Origin of the sequence: Cytobacillus massiliigabonensis (assembly GCF_900199725.1) — a bacterium.
Classification (GTDB): domain Bacteria; phylum Bacillota; class Bacilli; order Bacillales; family Cytobacillaceae; genus Cytobacillus; species Cytobacillus massiliigabonensis.
Window position 1 is genome coordinate 507,463 of record NZ_LT904902.1, and the last position, 26,292, is coordinate 533,754.

Sequence of the window (26,292 nt, forward strand, 5' to 3'; positions counted from 1 at the left end):
TTATATAGTATGAAGGAGCGTGAAAAATGTGAGAGGCAACTTTCGATTAATGCATTCAGATGCCAGTTCTTTTACGTCCTATTAATTATAGAAGCTCGCACCAACTATAATTAGTAGAATAAACAATACAACAACAAGCACAAATGTAGATCCTGCGTAACCACCGCCGCCGTAGCCGTAACCGCCGTAGCCTCCGCATCCTCCAAAGCCAAAGCCCATATTACCTATCACCTCACTTTTTCAATTCTTTACAACATATGTAAAATAACGAAAAGGTGTATAGGCAAGCCCCTAAATATCATATACTTTATCCCTTTGGCTTAAAGATGAGTGCCCCAATAAATCCGAAAACAATCGCAGCCGATATACCTGAGCTTGTCACTTCAAACATTCCAGATAAGACGCCAACTAGCCCATGCTTTTCTGCTTCAGACATCGCTCCATGAACAAGAGAGTTACCAAAACTTGTTATTGGAATCGTTGCCCCAGCACCTGCAAAATCAATCAGCGGCTCATATAATCCAACTCCATCTAAAACTGCACCAATCACAACAAGTAAACTTAAAGTATGCCCTGGAGTTAGCTTTGCCACATCAAATAATAATTGACCAATAACACAAAAAAGCCCGCCGACAACGAATGCCCAAAAGAACATTGCAATCATGAATCTCTCTCCTTCTTATTCCATCTCAATTGAAACCGCATGTGCGATGCAAGGGATGGTTTCGTTTTGCTGAAAAGTTAATGGGGATAGAAGTGCACCTGTTGCAACAACAAGTATTTTTTTATATATCCCCTGCCTCATTTGATTTAGTAAATGACCATAAAGAACAGTTGCTGAACATCCTGCACCGCTTCCTCCCGCATTGACAGGCTGATCTTCTTGATAAATCAGCAGTCCACAATCCTGAAATCTATCCCTTTCAATTTTCAAACCGGCATTTGTTAATAATTCATAGGTAGTATTTTGCCCAATTTCTCCTAAATCCCCAGTAACAATAAGATCATAATAAGAAGGATCGATCTGCAAATCCTTAAAATGAGCCGTTATCGTATCAGCAGCCGCTGGAGCCATGGCGCCCCCCATATTAAACGGATCAGTCAAACCCATATCTACAACTTTTCCAATTGTCGCTGTTGTTGTAACAGGCAATTTTTTTGCCCCATCATTTTCTGATAATATTGCCATACCTGCACCAGTTATGGTCCATTGTGCTGTCGGCGGCTTTTGCCCGCCATATTCAGTTGGATATCTGAATTGTTTTTCAACAGCCGCATTATGGCTTGAAGCACCAGTTAAAATATGTTTAGCACCTTGATAATTAATCATAAACGAACCTAAAGCAAGTCCTTCCATTGATGTTGAACAGGCACCGAATATACCGAAATATGGGATTTGATTTGTTCGTGCACTCATACTTGACGGCGTAATTTGATTAATTAAGTCTCCTGCAATAAAGAAATGGATATCTTCTTCTTGCAAGTTTGCTCTTTGAAGCGCTATTTGACTAGCTTCCTCAATTAAAACACGGTGAGCTTTTTCATAAGAATCCTGCCCCATCCATAAATCATCATGGAGAATATCAAAATCACTGGCAAGCTTCCCATTCGCTTCAAATGGACCGCCAGAAACTCCCGTTGCTGTGATCATTGGGCGATTTTTAAAGATCCAGGATTGTTTCCCTTTCAGCATTATAAAACCCCCCATTGGATTAAAATTGTTTTAACAAGTGCAACGACAAATGCTGAAAAAACACCAAATAGAATAACGGAACCAGCAAGTTTAAACATATTCCCTCCCACACCAAGCACAAACCCTTCTGTCCGATGCTCAATGGCAGCTGAAATGACGGCATTTCCAAAGCCTGTAACCGGTACAGCACTTCCTGCTCCTGCATATTGTCCGAGATGATCATACACGCCAAACCCAGTCAGGAGCATAGAGAAAAACACCATTGTCGCCACTGTTGGGTTCCCAGCTGTTTGTTCTGTAAAGTTAAAGAAATAGATATAGAAGTATGTAACTGCTTGGCCAATTGTACAAATTAATCCGCCGACCCAAAACGCCCGCAGGCAATTTTTTAAGATTGGTCTTTTTAATTCATGCTTTTGCTGAAGACCTTGATATTTTTGCTGAGCAGGAGTCATATTTTTCTTTTTTTTATCTGCCATTGCCAATTCTCCCTTCTATGCCATTTCCTTTTTCAATTTAATAATTTCCTCTAATCTTTTTTTTGCTTTCTTCTCGGAAAAATTTCGTTTTTGCATGTTTTCATTTAACTTAACCGCTTCTAGAAAAATTTTATAATCACTTGATACAGTAAAATTTTCATCAGGAAATTTCTTATCAAGTATCTCCTTTATTTCCTTTTCAATTTTCTTCATATGGAAACGCTTTAGATGCTTTACTTTGTAGACGACAAGTGTATCCTCTTTTCCTTTGACAACAGCGACATCATAAATATCCTTATACGATGCGATTTCCTCTTTAATGTCTGCAACTAAATCTAATTTGCCTTTTGTATTTTCATCAATTAAAACGGGATTAGGATCCGTCTTTTTGATTAGGGCCAGTTCGCTGTCTTTTGATTCATTTTGACTGCAGCCAGCTAATCCAAGCACGATAAAAAGCACGATATACACAGATGTTATTCTCATAATTAACCCTTCCTATTCAGAATTCATTTATGATTATTGTCCACAAAAAAATGTGAAATTATGAATGAATTCCCATAGGCTCTTATTTCCAATTCATAAAAAAACTGCACCCCAATTGTTAGTGTTTCCTAACAATTGAGGTGCAGTTTCATGCACGCTGTTTTTTAGCCCATTTTCTTTTTTCCGCATCCACACTCTTTTTTCGTCTTTTTTACTGGCTTTGGCTTAATTTTGTCTGGTTGAACATATTTATTTAACAAAACTTTTGCCTCCCCTTATTATTATTTATCAATTTATTTGCTGCGGTCTATCTAGATTAATTATGAATTTATATTAATGTATGAAGATTGATTTTTCTTGTATAACACAGATGCCTATGGAAACTAGTATTATTAGGTAGCAGACCTAATTTTCCATCCATTTCTGTACGGCTGTTTCAATCAATGCTGCTAAGCCAGCAACAGCTAAAACAAGAAGAATTGGCAAAGCAAGAGGCGTATTGAATATATACAATAAACATAAAAAGATGGATACCCACACACCTGTACACCAGTAACAGCTGAGCAGATTACCAAAGAATCCGCGGATCCTCCCTTTTTTAGGAACCAAATATATTTCAATTTCTCCGTCCTTATTTGTCTCTTCTAATTCTTCAAAAAATGGCCTTCTAATAAATTCGGTTATTTTATCATAGACGAGCAGCCTTGTAAGGCGAAAGCTAGCCAATGCTAATATAAGTAATTCCATAAATGAAATAGACATAATCCATTCCTCCAGCACTTTTTTATTTCGAAAAAACGCCTATTTTTTCATAAAACAAGGCGTTTGTCCGTTACCCATTGGGTAGTTCGGCAATATGTTATTAGTGTAGTATCACAAGAATCAAACAAGGAGGAACTAAAATGGGTTGTGGAAAAAAAGGCGACTTTAAAGGCAACAGCTGTGTGTGCGAAGTAGTTCGTGCAATAAAAGATATTCAAGATAATGCAGAAGATGTATGTGAATGTCCTTCCAACTGTTTTTTAGAGCCGTTAGGGCATATCTCACCTGGAAATAAGAAACATAGACATCCAGACACTCGGGTTTTTGTTTTAAAAACTGCTGACGGATCACCGTTTCATGCATTCTTCACTGGAAATGAATGTGCATGTGTTTCCATCTTCTTCAGAGTAGAAGATATCTTTGATAATTGCTGTGCAGTACTTCGTGTGCTTGAACCAGTCAACAGAATAAATGGACCAGATAAGACTGTTGACCTAACAAAAAATTGCTGCATTGATCTTGAAAAGGTCTGTCAAGTCGACTATTTTAGAGCGACAGACAGCTGTGTAACAGTGGATCTAAGCTGCTTCTGCGCAGTTCAATGTATCGATGACGTTTTTCTTGGCATTTGCGAAGATTAAATTCCAATCAAAATGCAGCCAGTCGTAAATACTCGACTGGCTTTTTTTTACTGCATCATCTTCGTAAACCGATCATTTTAATGTCCTCTAACTCTTTTAACGAAATCTTCATAGTCTCCCCATTGAGCAGTTTTATTTCAACAAACTCATTTAATTGATTGTTTAGAAATCCCTTAATCGTATTTCCATTTGCAATAAATAAACATGGAACTGGAGGCAGCTGTTTTGGAAACTCCATTAAATATTGCAGCCTCTCCATAATACTCATTTCTTTAAAGCTTTTTACTCTTTGAAATGAATGCTTTCGTTCTGTACGAAATGGAAAAGCTGTATTCTCCTCTTGTTTTCTCCGATCTGTTTCAAATTCTTCCAGAGTATCCTGGAGCTTTTCCTGTTGGAATAAGTCAGTTTTGTTTAATTCTTCATGAGCTTCTTTTTGAGACGTTCCAGATAACTTTTCTTCCTCTGTTTCTTGTTTTGTGTTCGTCTCTATCGTTTCGTTCATTTGAGCCCTTTTTAGTAATTCAGCTCTTTTGCTGGAGTATGTTTCCTGCATTTTTATGGAAGGAAATTGAAAGGTAGGCTGTTGAATGTAAAACAATGGTTCCTTCTCTTTCCTTTTTGTCATTATTATCCACCTCCACGACATATGTGTTCACCCTATATGTATGCAAAATGGCTGATGACGTTGCTTATGGAATGAAAAAAACCTGCTTCACTATGATGTGAGCAGGTCGTATTATTGCCTTATTATATTTAGACGATATGGAAACCAGAATCAACGTGAATATTTTCTCCTGTAATTCCTCGCGATAATTCACTAAACAAGAATACAGCTGTATCGCCAACTTCTTCAGGGGTAGTTGTTCTGCGAAGTGGTGAACGCTCTTCAATTTCTTTCAAGATTGAATTGAAATCACTTACGCCTTTTGCAGATAATGTACGGATAGGTCCAGCAGAAATTGAATTCACTCTGATTCCATCTTTTCCTAAGTCTGCTGCTAAATATTTCACACTTGCATCAAGAGACGCTTTCGCAACACCCATGACATTATAGTTTTTGATCGCACGCTCACCGCCAAGATACGTTAACGTCACGATACTACCGCCTTCAGTCATCAGCTTTTTCGCTTCTTTCGCAACAGCAGTTAATGAATAAGAGCTAATATTATGTGCAAGCAAAAAGCCATCTCTTGTTGTATTCATGTAATCGCCTTGAAGTTCTTCTTTATTTGCAAATGCGATACAATGTGCCACTCCATGGATTGTACCAGCCTTCTCTTTAATTTCCCCAAAACATTTTGCAATTTCTTCATCGACTGTTACATCACAAGGAAGGACTAAAGATTGCCCATCCCCTAGTGATTCCGCTAACTCACGAACGCCTTTTTCCATTCTTTCACCTGCATATGTGAAAATCAAGCGAGCTCCAGCTGTATGAAGAGATCTAGCAATTCCCCAAGCAATACTGCGTTTATTAGCAACACCCATAACAACAAATGTTTTTCCATTTAATGAAAATGTCATGTTAAACCTCCTGAATTATTACAAGTTATTAGTACCTAGTGCTAATTTTACTATACATTTAATAAAAAGAAAAGGAATCTTACTGAAAAAAGGCTGTAAAAAAGCTAGTCTGCTGTTTATCTGACAGACTAGCTCCTATTAACATTAACACCGCTCACAAAACTCCAGCTCACGTTTGAGCTCATCAACATATTCCTTCGTTCCTGTAACAATTAATCGGTCATTTAATTGAAGTTCAGTATCCCCATGCGGAACAATGGAGTCATGCCCCCGGAATATCCGTACGAAAATAACATCCCCAGTGAACGGAAATGCTCTTAGAGACATCCCTTCAAACTGGTTATTTAACAGTTTAATTTCATAAAGTGCGGTTTCCTGATTTGTTAAAATGTTCATCACACTTGGTGATTCAATTAAGGCTCTTAACAATGTTTTTTGCGACATTAATACTGAAAATACTTCAATATCATGTTCCCATAAGCTTTCCTGAAGGTCAGGACTTTCGAGACGGCAAATAACACGTTCAACCCCATATTCTTTAAAAGCAATAGCAAGAGTCGCATTTGCCTCTTCTTCCCCAGTAGAAATAACTACAATATCAGAATGAATCGCCTCTGTTTGCTCGAGTGTTTGAAGGGAATAATCCTCCAATTCGATGATATCAAATAAGGAATCCGAGATACCCTTATCTGCTTTTTCTAATTTTTTATGATACAAAATTGGTTCATATAGACCAGATTTCAGTTCACTATAGACTGGCAGGGTTAACTGATTTGCCCCAATAAATGCCACTTTCAATTTCTTCTCAATACTATTCTCCTTAGGGAATAGCTTCTTAAAAACAATTGGTGTGAAAATACTCGTAATGACGGCTACAAGGATTAATGTTCCGCTCATTTCAGAGGTAATAACTCCAATCCTTTCACCAATCGTTGCAGCTGCAATAACTAACGATAAGGTAGACGTTAATAAAAATGCAGAAGCAACGACTGTATTTTTGTCATACCACCGTTTTAATAAATAGACTGGAAGAATTTTTGATACTAGCAGTCCAATAAGCAATAATGGAATTAGCATCAGCATTTTCTTATCACTTAATAAGGACCATATATTTAAATCCACTCCAACCATCACGAAGAATATCGGAATTAAAAATCCATAACCAAATGAATCCAGCTTATGAACGAGCTCTTGGTTGGGTGCCAATAAGGATACAAGAACACCCGCAAGAAACGCTCCAAGGATATTTTCTGCCCCTACAGTTTCTGAGAGGGCAACGAGAAAAATAATGAGTGCAAATACAGCCCTTGTTCCAATTTGCACAGTGCCAGTTGCCATCGCCTCAACAAATTTGCGATTTTTGAATTTTCTTCCTATAAAATACAATAATACTCCTGCTGCAAAGAGAATTAGTAATAACCATGTATTCCCACTACCGCCATCATATAAAGAAACAAATACCGCCAGTAAGATCATCGTTGCCAGATCAGCAATGACTGCTATTAATAAGATAATCTGACCAATTGTTGTTTTCATCAGATGTGCTTCCTTTAATGTCGGAACGACAACACCTAATGAAATCGTTGAAATAATTAAGGTCATTAAGAATACATTATCGATAAAGCCCATCAGGACGAATAGATAGGATAATCCTAATGAAACAGCAAAAATACCTGTAAATATAATGGTTGATACTAGAAAAGCATTCGGTTCTAATTTTCCGCTCGGCAGCTTTTCTCTCTTTTTTTTCCCCGTAAATGCAGTAAAATCTATTTCTAACCCACTGAGAAACATGAGAAATATAAATCCAAGCGTAGATAATGTTTCAAGCCACATATCAGGATGAACAAGATTAAATCCGCTTTTCCCAATAACTAAGCCCATTAAAATTTCTGCTACAACAACAGGCAGAAAATTCATCTTCAGCCGGTGCAGAAGTATGGGAGTTAAAAAAGCAACTACTATTACAATTACTAAGGATGCAACCGATGCGCCATGTTCTTCCATCGAATTTCCCCTTTCCAATAAAAAGTTTTCCCTCTGAAGGGTTCCAGGCACCCTATATTTAAAACCTAAATTAGATAACTCATGAATAATGTAGCCATGCCAAAATAAATTAATATGCTGATTAAATCATTTATGGTTGTTATGAATGGACCTGAGGCAACAGCAGGATCAATCTTAAACTTATGCATGATCAATGGAATTAGAGCGCCAGCTAAGGTAGCTACAATTAATGTACATAAAATAGAAATACCAACCAGTATGCCAAGAAAAATATTCCCTTTCCATATAAAAATGATAATCGATACAAGGATACCGCAAATCGCACCAGTTATCAGCCCGGTACCTGCTTCCCTTACTATCAGCTTCCATTTATTTTCTTTTTCTAAATCTCCGGTCGCAATCCCCCGGACAGCGACTGCAAGGGCCTGTGTTCCAGTATTACCTGCCATACCAGCAATCAACGGGATAAAAACAGCTAATATAGCCACTTTATTTAAGGTTTCCTCAAATCGCCCAATTAAGCTTGCTGTCATCATTCCGAGAAACAACAAGATAATTAGCCAAGGCAGCCGTTTTCGAGCCGCTGATAGAGGATTCCGGTCGATCGTATCCATATCAGATACAGCAGCAAGCTTGGAGTAGTCATCAGATGCTTCTTCTTCCATGACATCCATTACATCATCAACCGTAATGATCCCCAATAAATGGTTTTGGAAATCAACAACAGGCAAGGCTAAAAAATTATAATCTTTTATTTTTCGGGCAACTTCTTCCTGATCATCTCCAACCGAAACTGAAACAATCCGGTCATTTGTTATATCAGCAATCATTGTGTCATCATCATTAACAATTAAATCTCTTAAAGAAATAACCCCTAATAATCGTTTTTGCTCATCTAATACATAGATATAGTATATCGTTTCCGCTTTTGGAGCCTCATTTTTTAAAATATACATAGCTGACCGAACCGTTTGATTGGCTGATATCGAAACAAAATCAGTTGTCATGATACTTCCAGCTGTATACTCTTCGTAATGAAGAAGATCTTTAATTTCCTGTGCTGCTTCCTCATCCATAATGGTTAAGTAACTGACTACCTGGTCCTTTTCAAGCTCATTTAAAACATCAACTGCATCATCGACATACATCTTTGAAATCATGTCTGCAGCGTAATTTGGATTCATTTCTGCGAGGACATCTTTATATTCATCATCATCTATTTCTAAGTTTTCAAATAATGTCGCCATTTCCTCTGGAGAGAGGTAATGATATATTTTCTCACGATGCTCCTCTTCCAATTCCTTAAAAAATGAAGCCTGGTCATAAGGATGCAATTCCAAAAACTCTGCACGAAATCCTTCAATATCTTCATTTTTTAAAGAATCGACTAATAACTCCTTATTCATATGATGGACCGCATGCTCTTCCTTTACTTCTTCCATCTGCATTCCCTCCTTTCTTTCGTCTTCAATACCTCATAATACTAGCAAATCTTCACTTTTTTGTCGCTTACTATTAATTAAATTCCTTATTTTTTATTTACTTTCCCCTGAAATAGGCATTTAAATCATCGGCGAATTCGGGTCTTGTGTGACGTTTGGATAGAACAAATCCAGTTATGAAATGATAAAATGGACTACATAAGAATGATCAAGGGAGGTAGGCAGATGCGATGGAATTAGATATTATCGGAGATATACATGGGTGCTTTCAAGAATTTCAGGAGCTCACAAAGAAGCTTGGATATGTTTGGGATACTGAAGGGATTCCAATCCATGTAAATGGAAGGAAATTAGCCTTTGTCGGTGATTTAACCGATCGTGGACCAAATTCGCTGCAGGTTGCAGAAACGGTCTCGGTTCTTGTCAATAAAGGGTTAGGATACTATGTTCCAGGAAATCATTGCAATAAGCTTTATCGATTTTTTTTAGGCAACAAAGTGCAGCACACACATGGTCTTGAAACGACCGTTGCTGAATATGAAGCGCTCGATCAAATAGAAAAAAAGTTGATTCGCGAAAAATTTATTCAACTTTATGAAAATGCTCCATTACATTTGATCCTTGATTACGGGAAGCTTGTCATTGCCCACGCAGGCATCCGCGAAGATTTAATTGGGAAGCATTCAAATAAAGTCAAAACCTTTGTTTTGTATGGGGATATAACTGGTGAAAAGCATCCTGACGGCTCTCCTGTAAGGCGTGACTGGGCAAAGGAATATAAAGGCGATGCAGTCATCGTTTATGGACATACGCCAGTTAAAGAAGTTCGCACCATTAACAATACATACAATATTGATACAGGTGCGGTCTTTGGCAACAAATTAACGGCTCTAAAATACCCCGAAATGGAAATCGTTTCAGTGCCATCAATGATGCCGTTTATAGAAGAGAAATTTCGAAAAATTTAACTGCTTTTTTGTAATATTGTAAGCGAGCTTTCGTAATGGTTTTTCGATTTTGGGTCTAATAATAATTACATGTCTGGTTTTTCTTTTTTTAGGATCTAAGATATTTTACCTGGTCGCTCAATCTGCTTTTTAATCATTAGGACTCTTCCTAAAACTGTTGTTACATGCAACACAAAAAAAGCCGGAACCTCCGGCTTTTTCAAATTAATTGCTTCATATCCTCAGGCAGCTCCTGCTGAAAGGATAAATGTTCTTCCAAAAACGGGTGATAAAAGCTTAGCTCACAGCAATGAAGTGCTTGTCTATTCATTAAGCCCGCGGTTCCACCATATAAATCATCCCCTAATAAAGGATGACCTAAATATGATAGATGTACACGTATTTGATGTGTTCGCCCTGTATCTAATTGCAATTTTAGATGGGTATATGACTGGTAAAAGTTAATTACTTCATAACGTGTACGAGCATATTGTCCATTCAGATTGACTTCTCTTTCAATAATACTGTCCTTCTTACGTGCAATTGGCTGTTCAATTACTCCACTATGATTCCTTAAAGCCCCTTCTGCAAATGCTTCATATACCCTTTTTACACCTTTAGCCTTTTGCTGCTCACTTAATAAATGATGGACATGCCGGTGTTTTGCAATGAGCACAATTCCAGATGTATCACGATCAAGTCTGGTAACGATATGGGCTGTTGCCTTTAAATCTTTTTGTTCGTAATGCCCAATTAAAGCGTTGGCTAAGCTTCCAGCAGGATGTTCTCTTGAGGGAATCGTACTCATACCTGATGGTTTATTCACAACGAGTAAAAAATCATCCTCATATAAGATTTGTAACGGAATCCTCTCACCTTTCATTCCTTCACTGGGGAATTCTTCCGGAAAGCCGATAGTGAGACAATCATCCTGCTTGAGCGAATATCTGACTGTTTGTTCCGATCCATTTACTGTTATATAACCGCCTTTAAACTTTATATCAGTTAAAGCAGCTTTTGAAATTTTCTTTTCTTTTAAAAAATCCTTAATGTTTTTATTGGCATCGGGTTCAGTTACTTGCCACTGTAATTGAAATCTAGTCATAACATACCTCTTAACTGCTCGTCTTATGCTTGTCGCCCCTGAGCAAGCCGCTCCGCTTTTCTTTTAGTCCGCTACAAAGGAGTCATGGACTCTTTTCCAGAACGGGAATGGACGGAAGCGGGCGAAGCGTATTTGCTCATCTGCCACTCGAAATTGGATGGACTTCACATCTTTATGAAGCATCGTTAAATGGTCGACAGCAATTAAAAAGTCTGGTGCATTCACTGGTTTCAACGTACATGTATGATGCGCCGGAAGGACGAGCGGGGATCCGACAGTCCGGAAAACCTTATTATTAATTGAGGCCATTTCAGCCAGCTGAATTGCCGATATGGAAGGATGAAGAATTGCACCGCCCAATGCCTTATTATAGGCAGTACTCCCTGAAGGTGTTGAAATACACAATCCATCCCCTCTAAACCGTTCAAAGTGCTGACCTCGAATGTCAACATCCATTACGAGCGTCGCATCAACAGCTTTTACCGTGGCTTCATTCAATCCAAGGAAACGTGTTTCCCTGCCTCCATTCTGATAGCGGATAATTACCTCAACCAATGGATATTCAATCACCTGAAAAGGCGTCTTGGCGATAGCAATCACAAGTTTTTCAATTTCCTCTGGAACCCAATCCGCATAAAATCCTAAATGTCCTGTATGTACTCCTACAAATGCGGTTTTGTCAAGACGTCCGGTATAGCGGTGGAATGCATAAAGCAGTGTGCCATCCCCGCCTACTGAGATTACGATATCTGGCTGCTCTTCATCATATATCAGATCAAAATCTAATAAATACGTTTTCATTTTATGCATGAGCGTATTCGATTTTGTATCACCTTTTGACGTAATAGCAAATTTCATTCGTATCATGCTCCTCTTAATTAGATATGCGGGTGACCTTTCTAAAATTATGTATTTTCCTGCTGCTCTTTTTTCTTTGTAAAAAAAGCCTGAGCATCTTGAATTTCGCCTCGAATTAGAGACATTTCCTCATCAAGCCTGAAAGCCGCCTCCGCTGCACGCTGCAGTCTCATTTTAATATCCTCTGGGAACTGCCCTTTATATTTGTAATTTAAGGAATGCTCGATGGTTGCCCAGAAATTCATTGCTAGTGTCCGAATTTGAATTTCAGCTAGAATCTTCTTTTCCCCATGAATCGTCTGAACTGGATAACGTATTACCACATGATAAGACCGATAGCCGCTCACCTTTTTATGGGATATATAATCTCTTTCTTCGACAATCTCAAAATCATTTCTATTTCTCAGCAGTTCAACGACCCGCTTAATATCATCAACAAACTGACACATCATTCGCAAGCCTGCAATATCCTGCATTTCTGTTTCCAGCTTATCCAAAGGAATTCCTTTTTGATTTGCCTTATCTAAAATACTAGCGATTGGTTTCACCCTGCCAGTAACGAATTCAATCGGCGAATGAGAAGATGCTTGTTCATACTGTTTTCTCATTCCTTTAAGCTTTACCTTCAATTCTTCAACTGCTTGCTTGTATGGACTTAAAAATTGATCCCAATTCTTCATATGTAAAACACACCACCTTATCCTTTTATATTTATGTAAGATAGCCTGAATAATCAGACTTGGGTGGATGATCTAAAAATTTTATAAAAGAAGCGCTTCTACCTTTTCAACCATTTCTTCACCGTAATTGCTGTTCCCTTTTATATTCTCGATTAAGTAGCTTAATTCCTCGTGAAAATCTTTTAATAGCAAATGTTCTTTTTGGTCACTTATGTATACAGTTATACGCTGATCGTGCGCCTTCTTAAGCTCAGGCCATGTTGACTCAGGGATGGAGATGTATGTATAGTCATCGTGCATATCAACAACATAAATAAAAGAGAAATGATCAGAATCAACAAGCATTTGCCCCACCGGCTTCATTTCCAAAATCGAAACCCCTTCTTCAACTTGCAATACCAATTCCTCATTTTTATTCCATTCAGCATTCACAATCTTAATTTTCTTTTTCATTTTTTCTACCTCCAAACTCTTTTATTATTCTATCACACAGCGAGAAATAATCTAAAAAAAATTGCTGATAAAAGAGAAGAAAGCGATAATAAGATGATGACTGATTGAAAGGATGAATGTTTTTTGTTTCAAAATATTGAAATAGAATTTAAAAACTTACTTACGAGACAAGAATTTGAAAAACTTGTCTCCCATTTTAGATTGAATGAAACTGACTTTTTCACACAGGAAAATCATTATTTTGATACACCTGATTTTGCTTTAAAAGAACGAGCATCAGCCCTCCGTATCCGAAAAAAAGAGGGGAATTATGAACTTACATTAAAACAGCCATACCAGGATGCTCTCTTAGAAACAAATGAAATACTTGAGCCAATAACTGCTGAGCTTATGGTCAAAACTGGAAAAATTGAGAATGAGACCATTAAAAGGCTAATTGAAGAGATGAATATTGATTCAGACAGGATTCAATATTTTGGTTCATTAACTACAAAAAGAGCTGAAGTGGAATATGAAGGGGGTCTAGTTGTAATAGACAATAGTTTCTATTTAAATAAAGAAGATTTTGAGTTAGAATATGAAGTAAGCAACAGAATAGACGGTCAGAAGAAGTTCTCTGCCTTGCTTGAACAATTAAAAATCCCTATGCGAAAAACAGAAAACAAAATTAAACGTTTTTATAACGTAAAGTATATGCAGAACAACGATTGAAAAAGGAGAAAGTATTTTATGAACGTCCAGCAATTGAAAGTCATGCTTGAATTACAAGCTTTAAAAGGTTTTAATAGTTCCCAATCAGGAACTGCTGACACTAATACAATGTTTCAAGATTTTCTTACTGAATTATTATCGGATGCTAACCTATCTTCATCTGATTCAGCTAACAGACAGCAAGGATCAGTTGCTTCTTTGCAATCATATTTGAATACGCCTGTATCTCCAGTAGCAGGTACAGCATTACCTCCTGTCAGTCTAACTAAGATTTCCGGATCTAATAAGAACTTTAATGAAATTATTGAAAAGGCAGCAGCGCATTATAATATCCCAGAAAAACTGCTCCATTCAGTCATTAAGCAAGAATCAAACTTCAATCCGAATGCTGTTAGTTATGCAGGTGCATCTGGTCTAATGCAATTAATGCCAGAAACGGCGAGAGGGCTTGGCGTCAAAAACGTATTTGATCCACAGCAAAATATATTTGGCGGTGCCAAGTACTTGCGCCAGATGTTAAACAAGTATGATGAGAATATTGAATTAGCCTTAGCCGCCTACAATGCCGGTCCAGGTAATGTGGACAAATATGGAGGCATCCCTCCATTTAAAGAAACCCTAAATTATGTGCAAAAAATCAAATCTAGCTTTCTCGCATAGTCAAATTCCAAAAACCGTCTAAAGAATGGACGGTTTTTGTATGTAAAAAATGTCGTCAACAACATAAACGCTTATTAAAAATGTTTAAATAGCCATTGTAAGCTATTTATTTGAGATATAAAGCACTCATTGATAGAATAAAGGTAATTCAACAGATGTATGGGATGGCTTCCATTCCATAAAAAGGAGTATTAGTATGGTCGAGAAAATGAATACACCTTTCGATTTAATCGGTGCGGATAAGCTTCACCAGCTTGTTGAGGCTTTTTATAAACGCGTTGGGCAACATCCAGATCTTATTCCCATTTTCCCAAATGATCTTACAGAAACAGCTAGAAAACAAAAGCAATTTTTAACTCAATATTTGGGCGGTCCCCCATTATATACATCGGAACATGGACATCCCATGCTTCGTGCCAGGCATATGCCTTTTGAAATAACAGAAACGCGAGCGAAGGCTTGGCTTTCATGCATGAACGAAGCGATGGACGAAGTTGAACTCTTTGGACCTATTAGAGAAGACTTTTACGCACGACTCTTTTTAACTGCACAGCATATGGTTAATACATCTGAAAACGATAAGATGAAAGGTGAGAACTTGTGAACAATCAAGAATCATTCAAATCAAAGTCGTCATCTCCTCATTGCCATGGCAGTGAGAAGAAACCGCTTGAATTGTACATGTTCATCGATCCTCTTTGTCCAGAGTGCTGGGCACTTGAACCAATTATTAAAAAACTAATGATTGAATATGGTCGTTACTTTTCCATTAAACATGTATTAAGCGGCAGGTTAGCAACGTTAAATATCGCAAGGAAGCAAAATTTTGAAAGCATGGCTGAGCTTTGGGAAAAAACTGCGAGCCGTTCAGGAATGTCTTGTGATGGCAATCTTTGGCTTGAGAATCCAATATCCTCTCCACATCTTGCATCCATTGCAATAAAGGCTGCGGAGCTTCAAGGAAGAAGAGCTGGCATTCGTTTTTTACGAAAGCTGCAAGAGGTTTTGTTTTTAGAAAAGCAAAATGTTTCTAACCTAGACATTTTAACAAAGTGTGCAAAAACAGTTGGTCTTGATGTCGATGAGTTTATTTCTGATATTCATTCTGAAAGTGCAGCAAGAGCCCTCCAATGTGATTTAAAAATCACCTCAGAAATGGAGGTTCAAGAAATTCCTACGCTTGTCTTCTTTAATGAACATATAGAGGAAGAAGGAATAAAGATTACTGGAAATTACCCATATGAAGTGTATGAACAAATTCTAGAGGAAATGTTAATGAAGAAGCCCGAACGATCTGTTCTTCCGCCATTAGAGATGTTTTTACAGTATTTTAAGTTTGTCGCATCACAAGAAATTGCTGTTGTCTATAATCTAACAGTGAATGAAGTGGAAAAAGAAATGAAGAAGCTGCAATTAAAGCAAGTAGTTGAACAAATTCCAGTAAAATACGGAATGTTTTGGAAGTATAATGAATTAAATCAATCCTGACTTATAAATCTAACATATATTATTCATTTCAGAAAAAAGACCATGCCTTCGTCAGCATGGTCTTTTTCTTGTTTTTATCGAACAAAGGGGATGGGAGAAATTTTTCACGGCCCAAACAAAGGGGTTAATGTTTGTTTGTGATCAACTTCATGTCATTACTATATCATCTTACTATTTCATCGACAATAAGTTTGTGTGTTTCTTCACAAGATTGTCATATCCAGCGCATAAACCAAGGACAAGCGCATACAATGTCATTAAACAGGACACTTAAGCATTGGGAGGAAGAATGCAAGTGAAAATAAAAAAACTCACGATTGCCATGATGATTCTTTTTATCCTTTTCTCCTTTGTACTAAATATTCTTGGCCTCATGAAATTATTTCCAATTTATATTAGCTCACCCATTCTTTTTTTATCTGTATTTATATTTATTACTTTTATTAATGATCGAAAAAAATTCAAAGGTTTTTAGAAATCTACAAGCGGAGGCGACACAAGCATAAGCCAAGAAAGTCTAGGAACCCGCAGCAAGAGAAAAAAATAGGAGAACGGGAGCATATCCGTTCTCCTAAACTCCAATTAACCAAGAAGATTTTCCATTTCATTTAATTTTTCCTCAAACACTTTACATGCATCCACAATTGGCTTTGAGCTTGTCATGTCTACGCCTGCTTTCTTTAGTACCTCAATTGGGTAATCAGAGCTTCCTGCTTTAAGGAATTCAATATAGCGTTCAACAGCTGGTTTTCCTTCTTCCAAAATTTGTTTACTTAGAGCAGTTGCCGCACTGAAGCCAGTAGCATATTGATAAACATAATAATTGTAATAGAAATGCGGAATTCGAGACCACTCCAACCCGATTTCTTCGTCAATAATAAGATCTTCTTCACCAAAATACTTCTTATTCAACTCATAATATTCCTTTGTTAATGATTCAGCTGTTAACGCTTCATTATTTTGTACCTTCTGATAAATGAGATGCTCAAATTCGGCAAACATCGTTTGACGGAATACTGTTCCTCTAAAGCCTTCCAGATAATGATTTAGCAAGAATAAACGCTTCTTCTCATCATCGATTGTCTTCAGCAAATAATCATTAAGGAGCGATTCATTACATGTAGACGCAACTTCAGCAACAAAAATCGAATAGTTTCCATACGGGTAAGGCTGAGATTTCCTTGTATAGTAACTATGAACAGAATGGCCAAATTCATGTGCAAGCGTAAACAGATTATTCACATTGTCCTGCCAGTTCATCAAAATATATGGGTTCGTTCCGTATGTTCCGGATGAGTAGGCTCCGCTCCGCTTCCCTTTATTTTCATGGACATCCACCCAGCGATTATCAAAGCCTTCTTGAAGAACAATTTGATAGTCTTCCCCTAACGGTGCTAATCCTTTTAAAATCAAATCCTTCGCTTCATCATATTTCACTTCCATTTTCACATCTTTTACAAGAGGTGTATAAAGATCATACATATGGAGCTCTTCTAAACCAAGCACTTTTTTACGAAGCTTGACATAGCGGTGCAATAAATGCAGGTTATCGTTCACTGTTTTTACAAGATTATCATAGACGGATTCAGGAATATTATTTGCTGCTAGTGCGGCATGACGGGCAGAGTCATAATTTCTTACTTTCGCATTAAAATTATTTGTTTTCACATTTCCGCTTAAAGTACTTGCAAACGTATTGCGGAACTTGCCATATGTGTCATAGACAGCTTTGAACGCATCATGTCTTACACGCTGATCATCGCTTTCAAGAAAGCGGATATAGCGTCCATGCGTAATCTCCACTTCCTCCCCATTTTCATCTGTAATAGATGGGAACTCAAGATCTGCATTATTTAGCATTCCAAACGTGTTGCTTGATGCACTGAATACTTCAGAAGCTTGTGCAAGTAAACTTTCTGCCTCCGCAGATAAAACGTGCGGACGCTGCAGATTGATTTCTTCTAATGAATGCTTATAAACTTTCAGCTCTTCCTTTTCCTCTAAAAAGGCATCAATCTTCCCCTCATCGACTGCAAGAAGTTCTGGGACAATATAAGCAAGGCTGCTTGCTGCCTGAGAATACAAACCTTTAATTCGGTCATCCATCCCCTGATAAAAGGAATTAGTTGTATCCTGGTCATAGCGCATATGTGCATATGTATAAAGCTTTGAGAGACGTTCTAAGAGATGATCCTGATACTGAAGGGCCTTATACAATTGTTCTGCACTTTCCCCAAGCTTTCCTTGATACTGGCTTGCTTCTGGGACAAGAGCCTCAACTTCCTTATATTCTTTATCCCATGCTTCATCACTAGCAAAAATATCCTCAAGTCTCCATGTATCCTCTACAGAGATTTCACTTCTATTCGGAAGCTTTTTAACTGCTGTTTCATTAGCCATTTTCTTATCCTCCATTCAACATTTCGATATGCGAAAAAAAACCTCATTTGTTAATTTCTATCCTTACTTATAAAATCCTCCTTTTGATTAAAAAATCTCCTTCTTCTATTGTATTCAAAAGAAACGATTTCCATTATTGTACCTTATTTAAGTGATTACAAATTAATTTTCCATATTCCTGATAAAAGTCTTTTGCCATTTTTTCCTGATTCGAATAATTTTCAGCATATTGTTTCCTTGCCAACTGGAAATAATTTTGATTAAGCATCTTCAAATAATTTACTTGAACAAGCAGCTGAATATACTCATTTACAGCAGCTATTCCATTTCCTTCTTTTACTAAAGGGAGATTTCTAATTTTAATATCTCCTTTTTGCACTCGTTTTCTAAAAGCATGAATAGCTTCCTTCATTGAAAAAGACCGCTGATGGTGAAACACATCCATTAATAAATAGCACTGCCACTTCAGGACAGATGTTTCAATAAAAGGTGCATTAGACACAGGCAGGCCGATTTCTGGCGGTAAAAGGGATGGAATGAGGGAGTGGTTGTATAAATCCTGGAGGAATTTATTCTGTTGGCCACCATATAGAGGGCTCATATCTTTTTGTTTCTTCATCTCGTTTTGCCATTCTATTAGTCTGGCTAGCTGTTTCCAGCTCGGATTCAGCAAATCAGCTAATTGAGCCTTTTCGATCGGGATCATTGAATAATTTGTTATGACGTTTTTAACTGTAACAGGAAGAATGGAATGCAGGGAAATGAGGGTATTTGTAATAGGACAAAATGCTGGTATACGCCATTGTTCTGAGGGAGATTTAGAGAGAAATAAATAATCGAAACTAGATAGAGCAGCCTTATGGCTTCCTTTTCGTTTTATATTTTTCCCAGACATAATCCAAATCGGGACAATATTTGCTTGATAATAATTGTTTGTTCTTTTCATAAATAATTCTTCTGGAATAACAGAACATTGGTACTCAATCGCATATTGGACACCTTCATAAACAAAACTGATATCTGGCCGCTGTGAAATTTCTTGATAGTAAGGCTCAAGACTCGGTTTTAAGCCTAGTGAATCCAGCCATTTATACAACAGAATTTTCCCGCGTAAATGGTATTCTGACTCTCTTTCATAGCTGTCAGCACACACACTCCCAACTTTATGAGCAAAGTGAGAAATTCTTTTTGTGCCAATTTTTAATATCACCTGTTCACTACATTCCGGACAAAAAAATATCTCCTTTCGCCTTATTTCCTTTAACTTTTCTTGGTTTTGAACCTCAGTCAAGCTAATCCATTCTCCACACTTAGTTTTTGAAACAAGCAAAATCTCATCTCCTTTCTATATTTCAATCATTCGACGGGAAATGACAAATACCTTTATTTATATAAAAAAACCTAGTCAACTAGGACTAGGTTCTATAAGAAAGGTGATAACAATCTTGAGGTTGATTCAATCACACGGTATCCAATATGTCTCCGCTTAAATTTACTAATATCTATCTTTCTCGAATGTTTGAGGTCATTCATATATTCTTTTACAAGCTTTTGGGTACTTCTTGTTCGATATAAGAATGCATTTACCTCAAAATTTAAATGAAAACTTCTCATGTCCATATTAGATGTTCCGATAGATGCCAATTCCTCATCTACGATGACAATTTTGCTATGCATAAAGCCCTTCTTATACTCATAAATTTTCACCCCAGCCTCCAGCAGCTCAGGAAAATAAGATCTTGAGGCATAGAATACAATTTTCTTATCTGGTCTTTGCGGCATGAGCAATCGAACATCAACTCCGCTTAGAGCAGCTACCTTTAAAGCAGAAAAAATATCTTCATCAGGAATAAAATATGGAGAGGCAATCCATACCGATTTTTCTGCTGAAGTAATCATGGAAAAGAAGATGTTTTTAATAACACTCCATTCATTATCTGGACCCCCAGCAATCAATTGAACCCCGCCATGAATATTTTCTTCTAATACAGGTGATAAATAATCAGCTGATAAAATATTTTGATTCGTCATATAATACCAATCCTGCAGAAAAATCAATTGAAGACTTCTAACAGCTTCCCCCTTCAACATCATGTGGGTATCTCGCCAGAATCCAAAGCTCTCAACGCGCCCTAAATACTCGTCCCCAATATTCAGTCCGCCAACGAAACCTACAGTTCCATCAATAACAATAATCTTTCGATGATTACGGAAATTAATCTTGCTATTCAGGAAAGGCAATCGGACGGGACCAAATGGGATTATTTCCACTCCAGCCTGCCTAAGCTCAGAAATATACTTTTTTGATAATTGCAAGGAACCAACGGCATCAAATAGAAATCTTACTTTTACTCCTTCTTTTACCTTTTGAATGAGAATCTCCTTTATTTCCTGACCAATATGATCATGACGGACGATATAATATTCCAAATGGATATGGTGGGTGGCACTCTTTAATGATTCTAATATTTCTCGGAACGTTTCATCCCCATTTGTAAGCACCTTTGTTTGAGTAGCAAATGATATAGGACTATGCCCTAAGTTCTGTGCAAGATGGAACAACTTACGTTGATGATCTGCCATTTGTTTGATTTTTTCTTCATTAATTGGATCATTTTCACCTTCAAATCGTAAAAATGCCTGCTTATCAAGGATATATTTTCGTCTAAACATCTTCTCTTTTTTATAATTTCGGCCGAATAAAAGATAAAAAATAAATCCAAATAATGGAAAACTACCTAAAACAACTAACCAAGTTAAAGTTTGTGCGGGATGCCGATTCTCTAAGAAGATGACAAAAGCAATAAATATAACTGACATCGACATTAATAAACTTATATAACCTACATATCCTCCTGCTGGATCTACGTAGCGATCATATACAAAAACAAATCCAACTAAAAGGCTGATAAATAACACGATTCTTACTGTATTTTTCAACTTTGCACCTACTATCAACAATTCATATTTTCTTTAATTTCGCAAAAAAACCCGATTTCATAGTTGAAATCGGCTTTTCTAATTAAAAATACTTTCTTATTTGTTCAAAAACATTTTCATCCATGATTTGTTTTCCGTATTCTTCAATAAGATGAATCGTTTTCTGTGTTTCAAGACCATATTCCAATAGAATGGATAATAAATTATCAATATCTTCCTCTTCGAATTCCTCTTCTGGAAACTCAACAAATAAATAATATTTGCCGTCGAAAGAGTATAATTTAGTAGGAATGTTATCTAATCCGCCACGTTTAGAAAGGGAAATAAGGTCTTCAAAGTCGGCGAACGTTAATAGAAAGTCTAGATTCTCCTCATATTCCAATTCACTTTCATCCATATTCGGGTTAAAGTGCTGGTCTAGAAGATCTTCAATCCGCTCATCTACTGGAATGTGGTTGAACTTCTCATCAGATACAGGAAGCTCCAGTTTTTGACCATCTTTAGAAAGCTGCGCCTTTGTAACTAAAATCTCCAAACCTTTATCTAATGCTTGAACTTGAATCCAAAGCGGACCTTCTACAGAAAATTCTTCTTCCTGATGAACTTCATCCATCATTTCCCAAAAAAGCTCTTCGCTCCGTTCACGATTATACCATATCTCATCGCGTTCAAAGCCTCTTTCTTCTATATCAACGTATGAAATATAAAATTTGACTGTATGATCGTTAATACGCTCGATTTCCATATTGCAACTCTCCCTTCTGGAAATTGTTACTGCCTCTACAGTAAATAGAAGCATTTGAAGGGAATATTCCCCCATATATACGTTTGTGTAATTCCCATACCGATATACGGTTATCCCTTTTTAAAGAAGGTAATTGATATTGCACCTTGTACATTTATTTTATGACAAAAACAGTATAAAGGGAATGAAAATGTCACAACTTTATAAAAACCATTATATGCCCATACAATTTCTTGTATTTTATCAAAGTTTCAGCTCTTTCACAAACTAAAAACCTTATCAAAAATAAAAAAGACCTTCCATCCGCAGAAAGAAGGTCTATTCTATGCCTGGGAAGGAAGTGATCTTTTTTACATGGATATATAATCTGGCTAGATTATGCTAAAGCATTATAATGATTAATTAACTAAGCGCTGAGCTTCACGAAGCTGAAAAGTACGAACTTTTCTTGGAAGGAAGCGTCTGATTTCATCTTCGTTATATCCAACCTGCAGCCGTTTTTCATCAAGAATAATTGGGCGGCGAAGCAAACCTGGATTTTCCTTAATTAACTCAAAAAGATTTTGCAGCGGCATTGCCTCTAAATTCACATCAAGTTTTTGAAATATTTTTGAACGTGTTGAAATAATTTCATCTGTTCCATCTTCAGTCATGCGAAGAATCTCTTTAATTTCCTCAATCGAAAGCGGCTCTGAAAAAATATTTCTTTCTTTATAAGGGATATCATGCTCTTCCAGCCATGATTTTGCTTTTCTGCAAGATGTACAACTTGGTGAAGTGTATAATGTGACCATTTTACAATTTCACTCCTTTATTATTGACGTATCAAATCGCAATATATAGAATTTGGTTTGTTTATTAATGAACATACGAGCTAATCTTAAATTAAAATTACTTTAAATAAGTAATTTATATTAAGTATTATACACCAAATCCATCTAATTTGGTATATGTTTTTCAATTAACGAGAAGCTGTCCCATTATAATGAATCAAATGTTCATTTTGTAAACCTATAATATAAGACGAATGAGGAGATGAAAAGTTTCATTTTTTTTATAAAAATTTTTACCTTTCCCAGGCAGGCTGAAAAATGAGAACACAGCCATTCAAAAAGAATAGCTGTGAAGGAATATTAGATTTCATCTAATATATTATTATTTGTATCTTTATCTTCCTCGAAAGTAAGTACTTCATCCACCGGCTGATAGGATTCTCCATAAAAATGAGTATCACGATACGTATGGATCATTTCATATGTTTTTTGCATAGCACTAAAGACTAGTTCTTCACTTTCATTATTAGGTGCCCAATAGAGAATTTCCATTTCATTAATTTGCTTTGTTGCAAGTGAACGTCTTCTGTAACCAATAGAACTCGCATGCTCAAACCCTTCCCTTTTGTAAAAATGCAGCCTTTTTTCCGTATCTGTATCCTCATAATCAACTGGCTCCACTTCCAAAATAATCGGTTTTTGTTTCTTCTTAAGCTTATCTATCAGCTTATGACCTAGACCCTGACCGCGGGATTCTTTAGAAACGTACAAGTAGTCAATGAAAACAAAATTATCAAGCTCTGCATACATGAGCACATGATAAGGACCTTCATCTTTATGGTAAATTTCAGGCCTTTCTTTTAAAAGTGTTTCCATATGCTCTTTTGATTTCATTTCCTCTACAGGAAAATATTGATTTAGCTTTTCATACCAATTCATTTTCTGTCTCCTTTTTTGTCAGTAATTTACATCTTATAAATTTAACATACGAAAAATTCATAATCAAATGAACGAATCATCATTTTCCCCCTTTAAATACTCGCGAACATCTACTACAATAAGAATAGAGGGTATACATTCTTTATTCAGATTCATGCTGTAGAATAGAATGATGGGGGTTTATCATGGGAGGATACATATTTGATTTAGCGGTTGTTGCTCTGTTAATAATCGGATTGACAGCTACACTGGGTGTTCTTACTAATGGGATTGGCGAGAAGCTATTCAGCGGAAAAAAAGGCTCTGTTTTTGTTGATCAATCAATAAAAATTCAGTCTGGCTGGAAGCAAGTCGGAGGAAAAAAGAAATAAATGGTTGGAGGTGCTGACAACAGTTGGCATCTTTTTTATTCAAAAAAAACGATCTCATTCAAGAGATCGCTTCTTTTATTTCACATATGACGCTTTATGGGCTTGTGCTTCTTTTTCAGAACAATAAACGTAATGTCCTGGCACAATTTCGCGCATTTCAACCTGTTCATTATCGCTATAATTATGAACTTTTGGATCATAAGATACACGCTTCCGTGTACGTTCTGTATCTGGATCTGGAAGCGGGATAGCTGATAACAATGATCGTGTATACGGATGCATAGGATTGTTATATAAATCTTCAGCAGATGCAAGTTCAACAAGCTTTCCAAAATACATAACACCAATACGATCACTAATATACTTCACCATTGAAAGGTCATGTGCGATAAATAAATAAGTCAGCCCTTTTTCACGCTGCAGCTTTTTCATCAAGTTGACAACTTGTGCCTGAATGGATACATCAAGTGCTGAAATTGGCTCATCGGCAATGATAAAATCTGGATCAACTGCTAGTGCACGAGCAATCCCAATACGCTGTCTTTGACCGCCTGAAAATTCATGCGGATAACGGTTGGCATGTTCCTTATTTAGTCCAACAGTTTCTAAAAGAGCATACACCTTTTCCATGCGTTCTTTCTTGTCTTTTGCCAGACCATGAATATCAATGCCCTCAGCAATAATATCTGCAACAGTCATTCTCGGATTCAGTGATGCATAAGGATCTTGGAAAATCATTTGCATTTTGCGATTAAACTTTTTCAATTCTTTTGCTGATTTTTTTCCGTGAACGTCTTCACCATCGAAAAGGACTTGACCATCGGTTGCATCGTAAAGACGAATAATCGTACGGCCAGTTGTAGATTTTCCGCATCCTGATTCACCTACTAGACCAAGTGTTTCACCTTTATATATATCAAAAGTAATACCATCTACCGCTTTTACGACATTCCCTTTTCCAACATTAAAATGCTGCTTCAAGTTCTTAATTTCTAATAATTTTTCAGCCATATTTATTTACCCTCCTTAACAATGACAGCTTTATCAAATGTAGAGGATAATTGACGCATGCGCCTTTTTACAGCTTCTGGCGGCTCAACCTTTGGTGCATCAGGATGGAGAAGCCATGTTTTTGCAAAATGAGTTTCAGAGATCTGATACATTGGCGGTTCTTCTTCAAAATCAATGGCAAGCGCATACTGATTTCTTGCTGCAAACGCATCGCCCTTCGGCGGGTTTGTTAAGTCTGGAGGTGTACCAGGAATTGCAGCAAGTTCTTCCTTATTATCATTATCCAAACTAGGCATGGAAGCTAATAATCCCCATGTATATGGATGACGAGGATCATAGAAAATTTCATCAACCGTACCCATTTCAACAATCTGTCCTGCATACATAACTGCTACACGGTCAGCAACGTTCGCAACAACACCAAGGTCATGAGTAATGAAAATAATTGATGTGTCCATTTTGCTTTGTAAATCTTTCATTAAGTCAAGAATTTGTGCCTGAATGGTAACATCTAATGCTGTTGTTGGTTCATCGGCAATTAACAGTTTAGGATTTGCAGCCAGCGCAATCGCAATCATAGCACGCTGTCTCATACCCCCTGAAAATTCGTGCGGGTATTGATTAACACGTCTTTCCGGCATTGGAATACCAACAAGCTTAAGCAGTTCCACTGCACGGGTTCTTGCTGCCTGTTTAGACATATTTTGATGCTTAATCAAGCCCTCCATAATTTGAGTGCCTATTTTCATTGTTGGGTTCAATGAAGTCATCGGATCTTGGAAAATCATACTAATTTCTTTCCCTCGGATCTTTTCCATTTGTTTCTCTGTTTTAGGAACAATGTCGTCTCCATTGAATAGAATTTGTCCGCCTGTAATTTTTCCTGGTGGCATAGGGATTAATTTCATAATTGTCTGGGAGGTTACACTCTTACCAGACCCTGATTCACCAACAATAGCAAGAGTCTCTCCTTTATGAAGGTCAAAGCTTACACCGCGAACCGCTTTTACAGATCCTCCATATGTTTGGAATGAGACTTCTAAATCTTTAACTTCAAGTATTTTCTCCATATCCTCACTCCCTTGTCTAGCTACGGCATCTAGGGTCTCGAGGTCTTAAGTCAATCTGACACGAAGACTAGAGTACGGTCTTCCTGCCAGCTCGCCTTAAGCTT

The 26,292-nt window shown here is 37.0% G+C and carries 29 protein-coding genes; 7 read left to right on the top strand and 22 right to left on the bottom strand.

Translation table 11 applies throughout. The annotated features are described in order from the left end of the window. Positions 1-81: 81 nt before the first annotated feature. The 6 genes from C1726_RS02915 to C1726_RS02940 form a co-directional block, all read right to left on the bottom strand. Positions 82-219, bottom strand: coding sequence for a YjcZ family sporulation protein (locus C1726_RS02915; RefSeq protein ID WP_102271790.1), 138 nt, complete (start codon positions 217-219; stop codon positions 82-84). Between the two features lie 88 nt (positions 220-307). Then, positions 308-664, bottom strand: coding sequence for a stage V sporulation protein AE (spoVAE, locus tag C1726_RS02920; RefSeq protein WP_102271791.1), 357 nt, complete (start codon positions 662-664; stop codon positions 308-310). Positions 665-679: 15 nt separating this feature from the next. Continuing rightward, positions 680-1,693 carry a stage V sporulation protein AD gene (gene spoVAD, locus C1726_RS02925; RefSeq protein ID WP_102271792.1) on the bottom strand — a complete coding sequence of 338 codons (1,014 nt, stop codon included), beginning with the start codon at positions 1,691-1,693 and terminating at the stop codon, positions 680-682. Then, positions 1,693-2,172, bottom strand: coding sequence for a stage V sporulation protein AC (gene spoVAC / locus C1726_RS02930; protein ID WP_102271793.1), 480 nt, complete (start codon positions 2,170-2,172; stop codon positions 1,693-1,695). Before spoVAC ends, spoVAD begins: the two co-directional genes overlap by 1 nt. A 15-nt stretch (positions 2,173-2,187) precedes the next feature. Beyond that, entirely contained in the window at positions 2,188-2,658 is a 471-nt protein-coding gene (locus C1726_RS02935) for a YhcN/YlaJ family sporulation lipoprotein (RefSeq protein ID WP_102271794.1), read from the bottom strand. A gap of 405 nt (positions 2,659-3,063) precedes the next feature. Continuing rightward, complete coding sequence (locus tag C1726_RS02940) at positions 3,064-3,420, bottom strand: DUF1360 domain-containing protein (protein WP_102271795.1); 357 nt, start codon at positions 3,418-3,420, stop codon at positions 3,064-3,066. 140 nt (positions 3,421-3,560) lie between these two features. Here C1726_RS02940 and C1726_RS02945 point away from each other — a divergent pair, with 140 nt between their 5' ends. Beyond that, entirely contained in the window at positions 3,561-4,061 is a 501-nt protein-coding gene (locus C1726_RS02945; protein ID WP_102271796.1) for a CotY/CotZ family spore coat protein, read from the top strand. Positions 4,062-4,116: 55 nt separating this feature from the next. Here C1726_RS02945 and C1726_RS02950 read toward each other — a convergent pair whose 3' ends face one another. From C1726_RS02950 to mgtE, 4 genes are all read right to left on the bottom strand, one after another. Further along, positions 4,117-4,689 (bottom strand): CotO family spore coat protein, encoded by a 573-nt coding sequence (locus C1726_RS02950; RefSeq protein WP_180968082.1) that lies wholly within the window; start codon positions 4,687-4,689, stop codon positions 4,117-4,119. Between the two features lie 128 nt (positions 4,690-4,817). Further along, positions 4,818-5,588, bottom strand: a complete 771-nt coding sequence (gene fabI / locus C1726_RS02955; RefSeq protein ID WP_102271798.1) for an enoyl-ACP reductase FabI — start codon at positions 5,586-5,588, stop codon at positions 4,818-4,820. A gap of 144 nt (positions 5,589-5,732) precedes the next feature. Further along, positions 5,733-7,595: a monovalent cation:proton antiporter family protein gene (locus tag C1726_RS02960; RefSeq protein ID WP_102271799.1), complete on the bottom strand. Its 1,863-nt coding sequence runs from the start codon at positions 7,593-7,595 to the stop codon at positions 5,733-5,735. 65 nt (positions 7,596-7,660) lie between these two features. Then, positions 7,661-9,001: a magnesium transporter gene (gene mgtE / locus C1726_RS02965; RefSeq protein WP_407642010.1), complete on the bottom strand. Its 1,341-nt coding sequence runs from the start codon at positions 8,999-9,001 to the stop codon at positions 7,661-7,663. A gap of 266 nt (positions 9,002-9,267) precedes the next feature. Here mgtE and prpE point away from each other — a divergent pair, with 266 nt between their 5' ends. Beyond that, entirely contained in the window at positions 9,268-10,005 is a 738-nt protein-coding gene (gene prpE / locus C1726_RS02970; protein WP_102271801.1) for a bis(5'-nucleosyl)-tetraphosphatase PrpE, read from the top strand. 199 nt (positions 10,006-10,204) lie between these two features. Here prpE and C1726_RS02975 read toward each other — a convergent pair whose 3' ends face one another. The 4 genes from C1726_RS02975 to C1726_RS02990 all read right to left on the bottom strand — a co-directional run bounded on the left by C1726_RS02975 (position 10,205) and on the right by C1726_RS02990 (position 13,080). Next, positions 10,205-11,089 (bottom strand): RluA family pseudouridine synthase, encoded by an 885-nt coding sequence (locus C1726_RS02975; RefSeq protein ID WP_102271802.1) that lies wholly within the window; start codon positions 11,087-11,089, stop codon positions 10,205-10,207. Between the two features lie 63 nt (positions 11,090-11,152). After that, positions 11,153-11,947, bottom strand: a complete 795-nt coding sequence (locus C1726_RS02980) for an NAD kinase (protein WP_102271803.1) — start codon at positions 11,945-11,947, stop codon at positions 11,153-11,155. A gap of 47 nt (positions 11,948-11,994) precedes the next feature. Then, on the bottom strand, positions 11,995-12,627 hold the full coding sequence (locus C1726_RS02985; RefSeq protein WP_053475269.1) for a GTP pyrophosphokinase: 633 nt from the start codon (positions 12,625-12,627) through the stop codon (positions 11,995-11,997). Between the two features lie 81 nt (positions 12,628-12,708). Then, the gene (locus C1726_RS02990; RefSeq protein ID WP_102271804.1) at positions 12,709-13,080 is read right to left on the bottom strand and encodes a UPF0738 family protein; all 372 of its coding nucleotides are present in this window, start codon (positions 13,078-13,080) and stop codon (positions 12,709-12,711) included. 123 nt (positions 13,081-13,203) lie between these two features. On the opposite strand from C1726_RS02990, the gene C1726_RS02995 reads away from it, so the two are divergent. From C1726_RS02995 to C1726_RS03010, 4 genes are all read left to right on the top strand, one after another. After that, positions 13,204-13,791 carry a CYTH domain-containing protein gene (locus tag C1726_RS02995; RefSeq protein WP_102271805.1) on the top strand — a complete coding sequence of 196 codons (588 nt, stop codon included), beginning with the start codon at positions 13,204-13,206 and terminating at the stop codon, positions 13,789-13,791. 18 nt (positions 13,792-13,809) lie between these two features. Further along, positions 13,810-14,451: a lytic transglycosylase domain-containing protein gene (locus C1726_RS03000; protein WP_102271806.1), complete on the top strand. Its 642-nt coding sequence runs from the start codon at positions 13,810-13,812 to the stop codon at positions 14,449-14,451. Positions 14,452-14,647: 196 nt separating this feature from the next. Then, positions 14,648-15,055: a globin domain-containing protein gene (locus C1726_RS03005; RefSeq protein ID WP_102271807.1), complete on the top strand. Its 408-nt coding sequence runs from the start codon at positions 14,648-14,650 to the stop codon at positions 15,053-15,055. Continuing rightward, on the top strand, positions 15,052-15,939 hold the full coding sequence (locus tag C1726_RS03010) for a ClpXP adapter SpxH family protein (RefSeq protein ID WP_235822687.1): 888 nt from the start codon (positions 15,052-15,054) through the stop codon (positions 15,937-15,939). The genes C1726_RS03005 and C1726_RS03010 overlap by 4 nt, the downstream gene beginning before the upstream one ends. Before the next feature lie 582 nt (positions 15,940-16,521). Here the strand turns inward: C1726_RS03010 and pepF are convergent. From pepF to C1726_RS03045, 6 genes are all read right to left on the bottom strand, one after another. Continuing rightward, a complete protein-coding gene (gene pepF / locus C1726_RS03020; RefSeq protein ID WP_102271809.1) occupies positions 16,522-18,339 on the bottom strand; it encodes an oligoendopeptidase F in 1,818 nt (605 codons plus the stop codon). Positions 18,340-18,472: 133 nt separating this feature from the next. Then, the gene (locus C1726_RS03025) at positions 18,473-19,669 is read right to left on the bottom strand and encodes a competence protein CoiA (RefSeq protein ID WP_180968083.1); all 1,197 of its coding nucleotides are present in this window, start codon (positions 19,667-19,669) and stop codon (positions 18,473-18,475) included. A gap of 92 nt (positions 19,670-19,761) precedes the next feature. After that, a complete protein-coding gene (gene cls / locus C1726_RS03030; protein ID WP_102271811.1) occupies positions 19,762-21,279 on the bottom strand; it encodes a cardiolipin synthase in 1,518 nt (505 codons plus the stop codon). 82 nt (positions 21,280-21,361) lie between these two features. Beyond that, the gene (mecA, locus tag C1726_RS03035) at positions 21,362-22,024 is read right to left on the bottom strand and encodes an adaptor protein MecA (RefSeq protein WP_102271812.1); all 663 of its coding nucleotides are present in this window, start codon (positions 22,022-22,024) and stop codon (positions 21,362-21,364) included. Between the two features lie 398 nt (positions 22,025-22,422). Next, positions 22,423-22,818: a transcriptional regulator SpxA gene (gene spxA, locus C1726_RS03040; protein ID WP_053475258.1), complete on the bottom strand. Its 396-nt coding sequence runs from the start codon at positions 22,816-22,818 to the stop codon at positions 22,423-22,425. Positions 22,819-23,157: 339 nt separating this feature from the next. After that, a complete protein-coding gene (locus C1726_RS03045) occupies positions 23,158-23,736 on the bottom strand; it encodes a GNAT family N-acetyltransferase (protein ID WP_102271813.1) in 579 nt (192 codons plus the stop codon). 185 nt (positions 23,737-23,921) lie between these two features. On the opposite strand from C1726_RS03045, the gene C1726_RS03050 reads away from it, so the two are divergent. Further along, positions 23,922-24,107: a hypothetical protein gene (locus C1726_RS03050; RefSeq protein WP_102271814.1), complete on the top strand. Its 186-nt coding sequence runs from the start codon at positions 23,922-23,924 to the stop codon at positions 24,105-24,107. 75 nt (positions 24,108-24,182) lie between these two features. Here C1726_RS03050 and C1726_RS03055 read toward each other — a convergent pair whose 3' ends face one another. Both C1726_RS03055 and C1726_RS03060 read right to left on the bottom strand, forming a co-directional pair. Next, on the bottom strand, positions 24,183-25,118 hold the full coding sequence (locus C1726_RS03055) for an ABC transporter ATP-binding protein (RefSeq protein WP_102271815.1): 936 nt from the start codon (positions 25,116-25,118) through the stop codon (positions 24,183-24,185). Between the two features lie 2 nt (positions 25,119-25,120). Then, positions 25,121-26,188, bottom strand: a complete 1,068-nt coding sequence (locus C1726_RS03060; RefSeq protein ID WP_102271816.1) for an ABC transporter ATP-binding protein — start codon at positions 26,186-26,188, stop codon at positions 25,121-25,123. Positions 26,189-26,292: the final 104 nt, after the last annotated feature.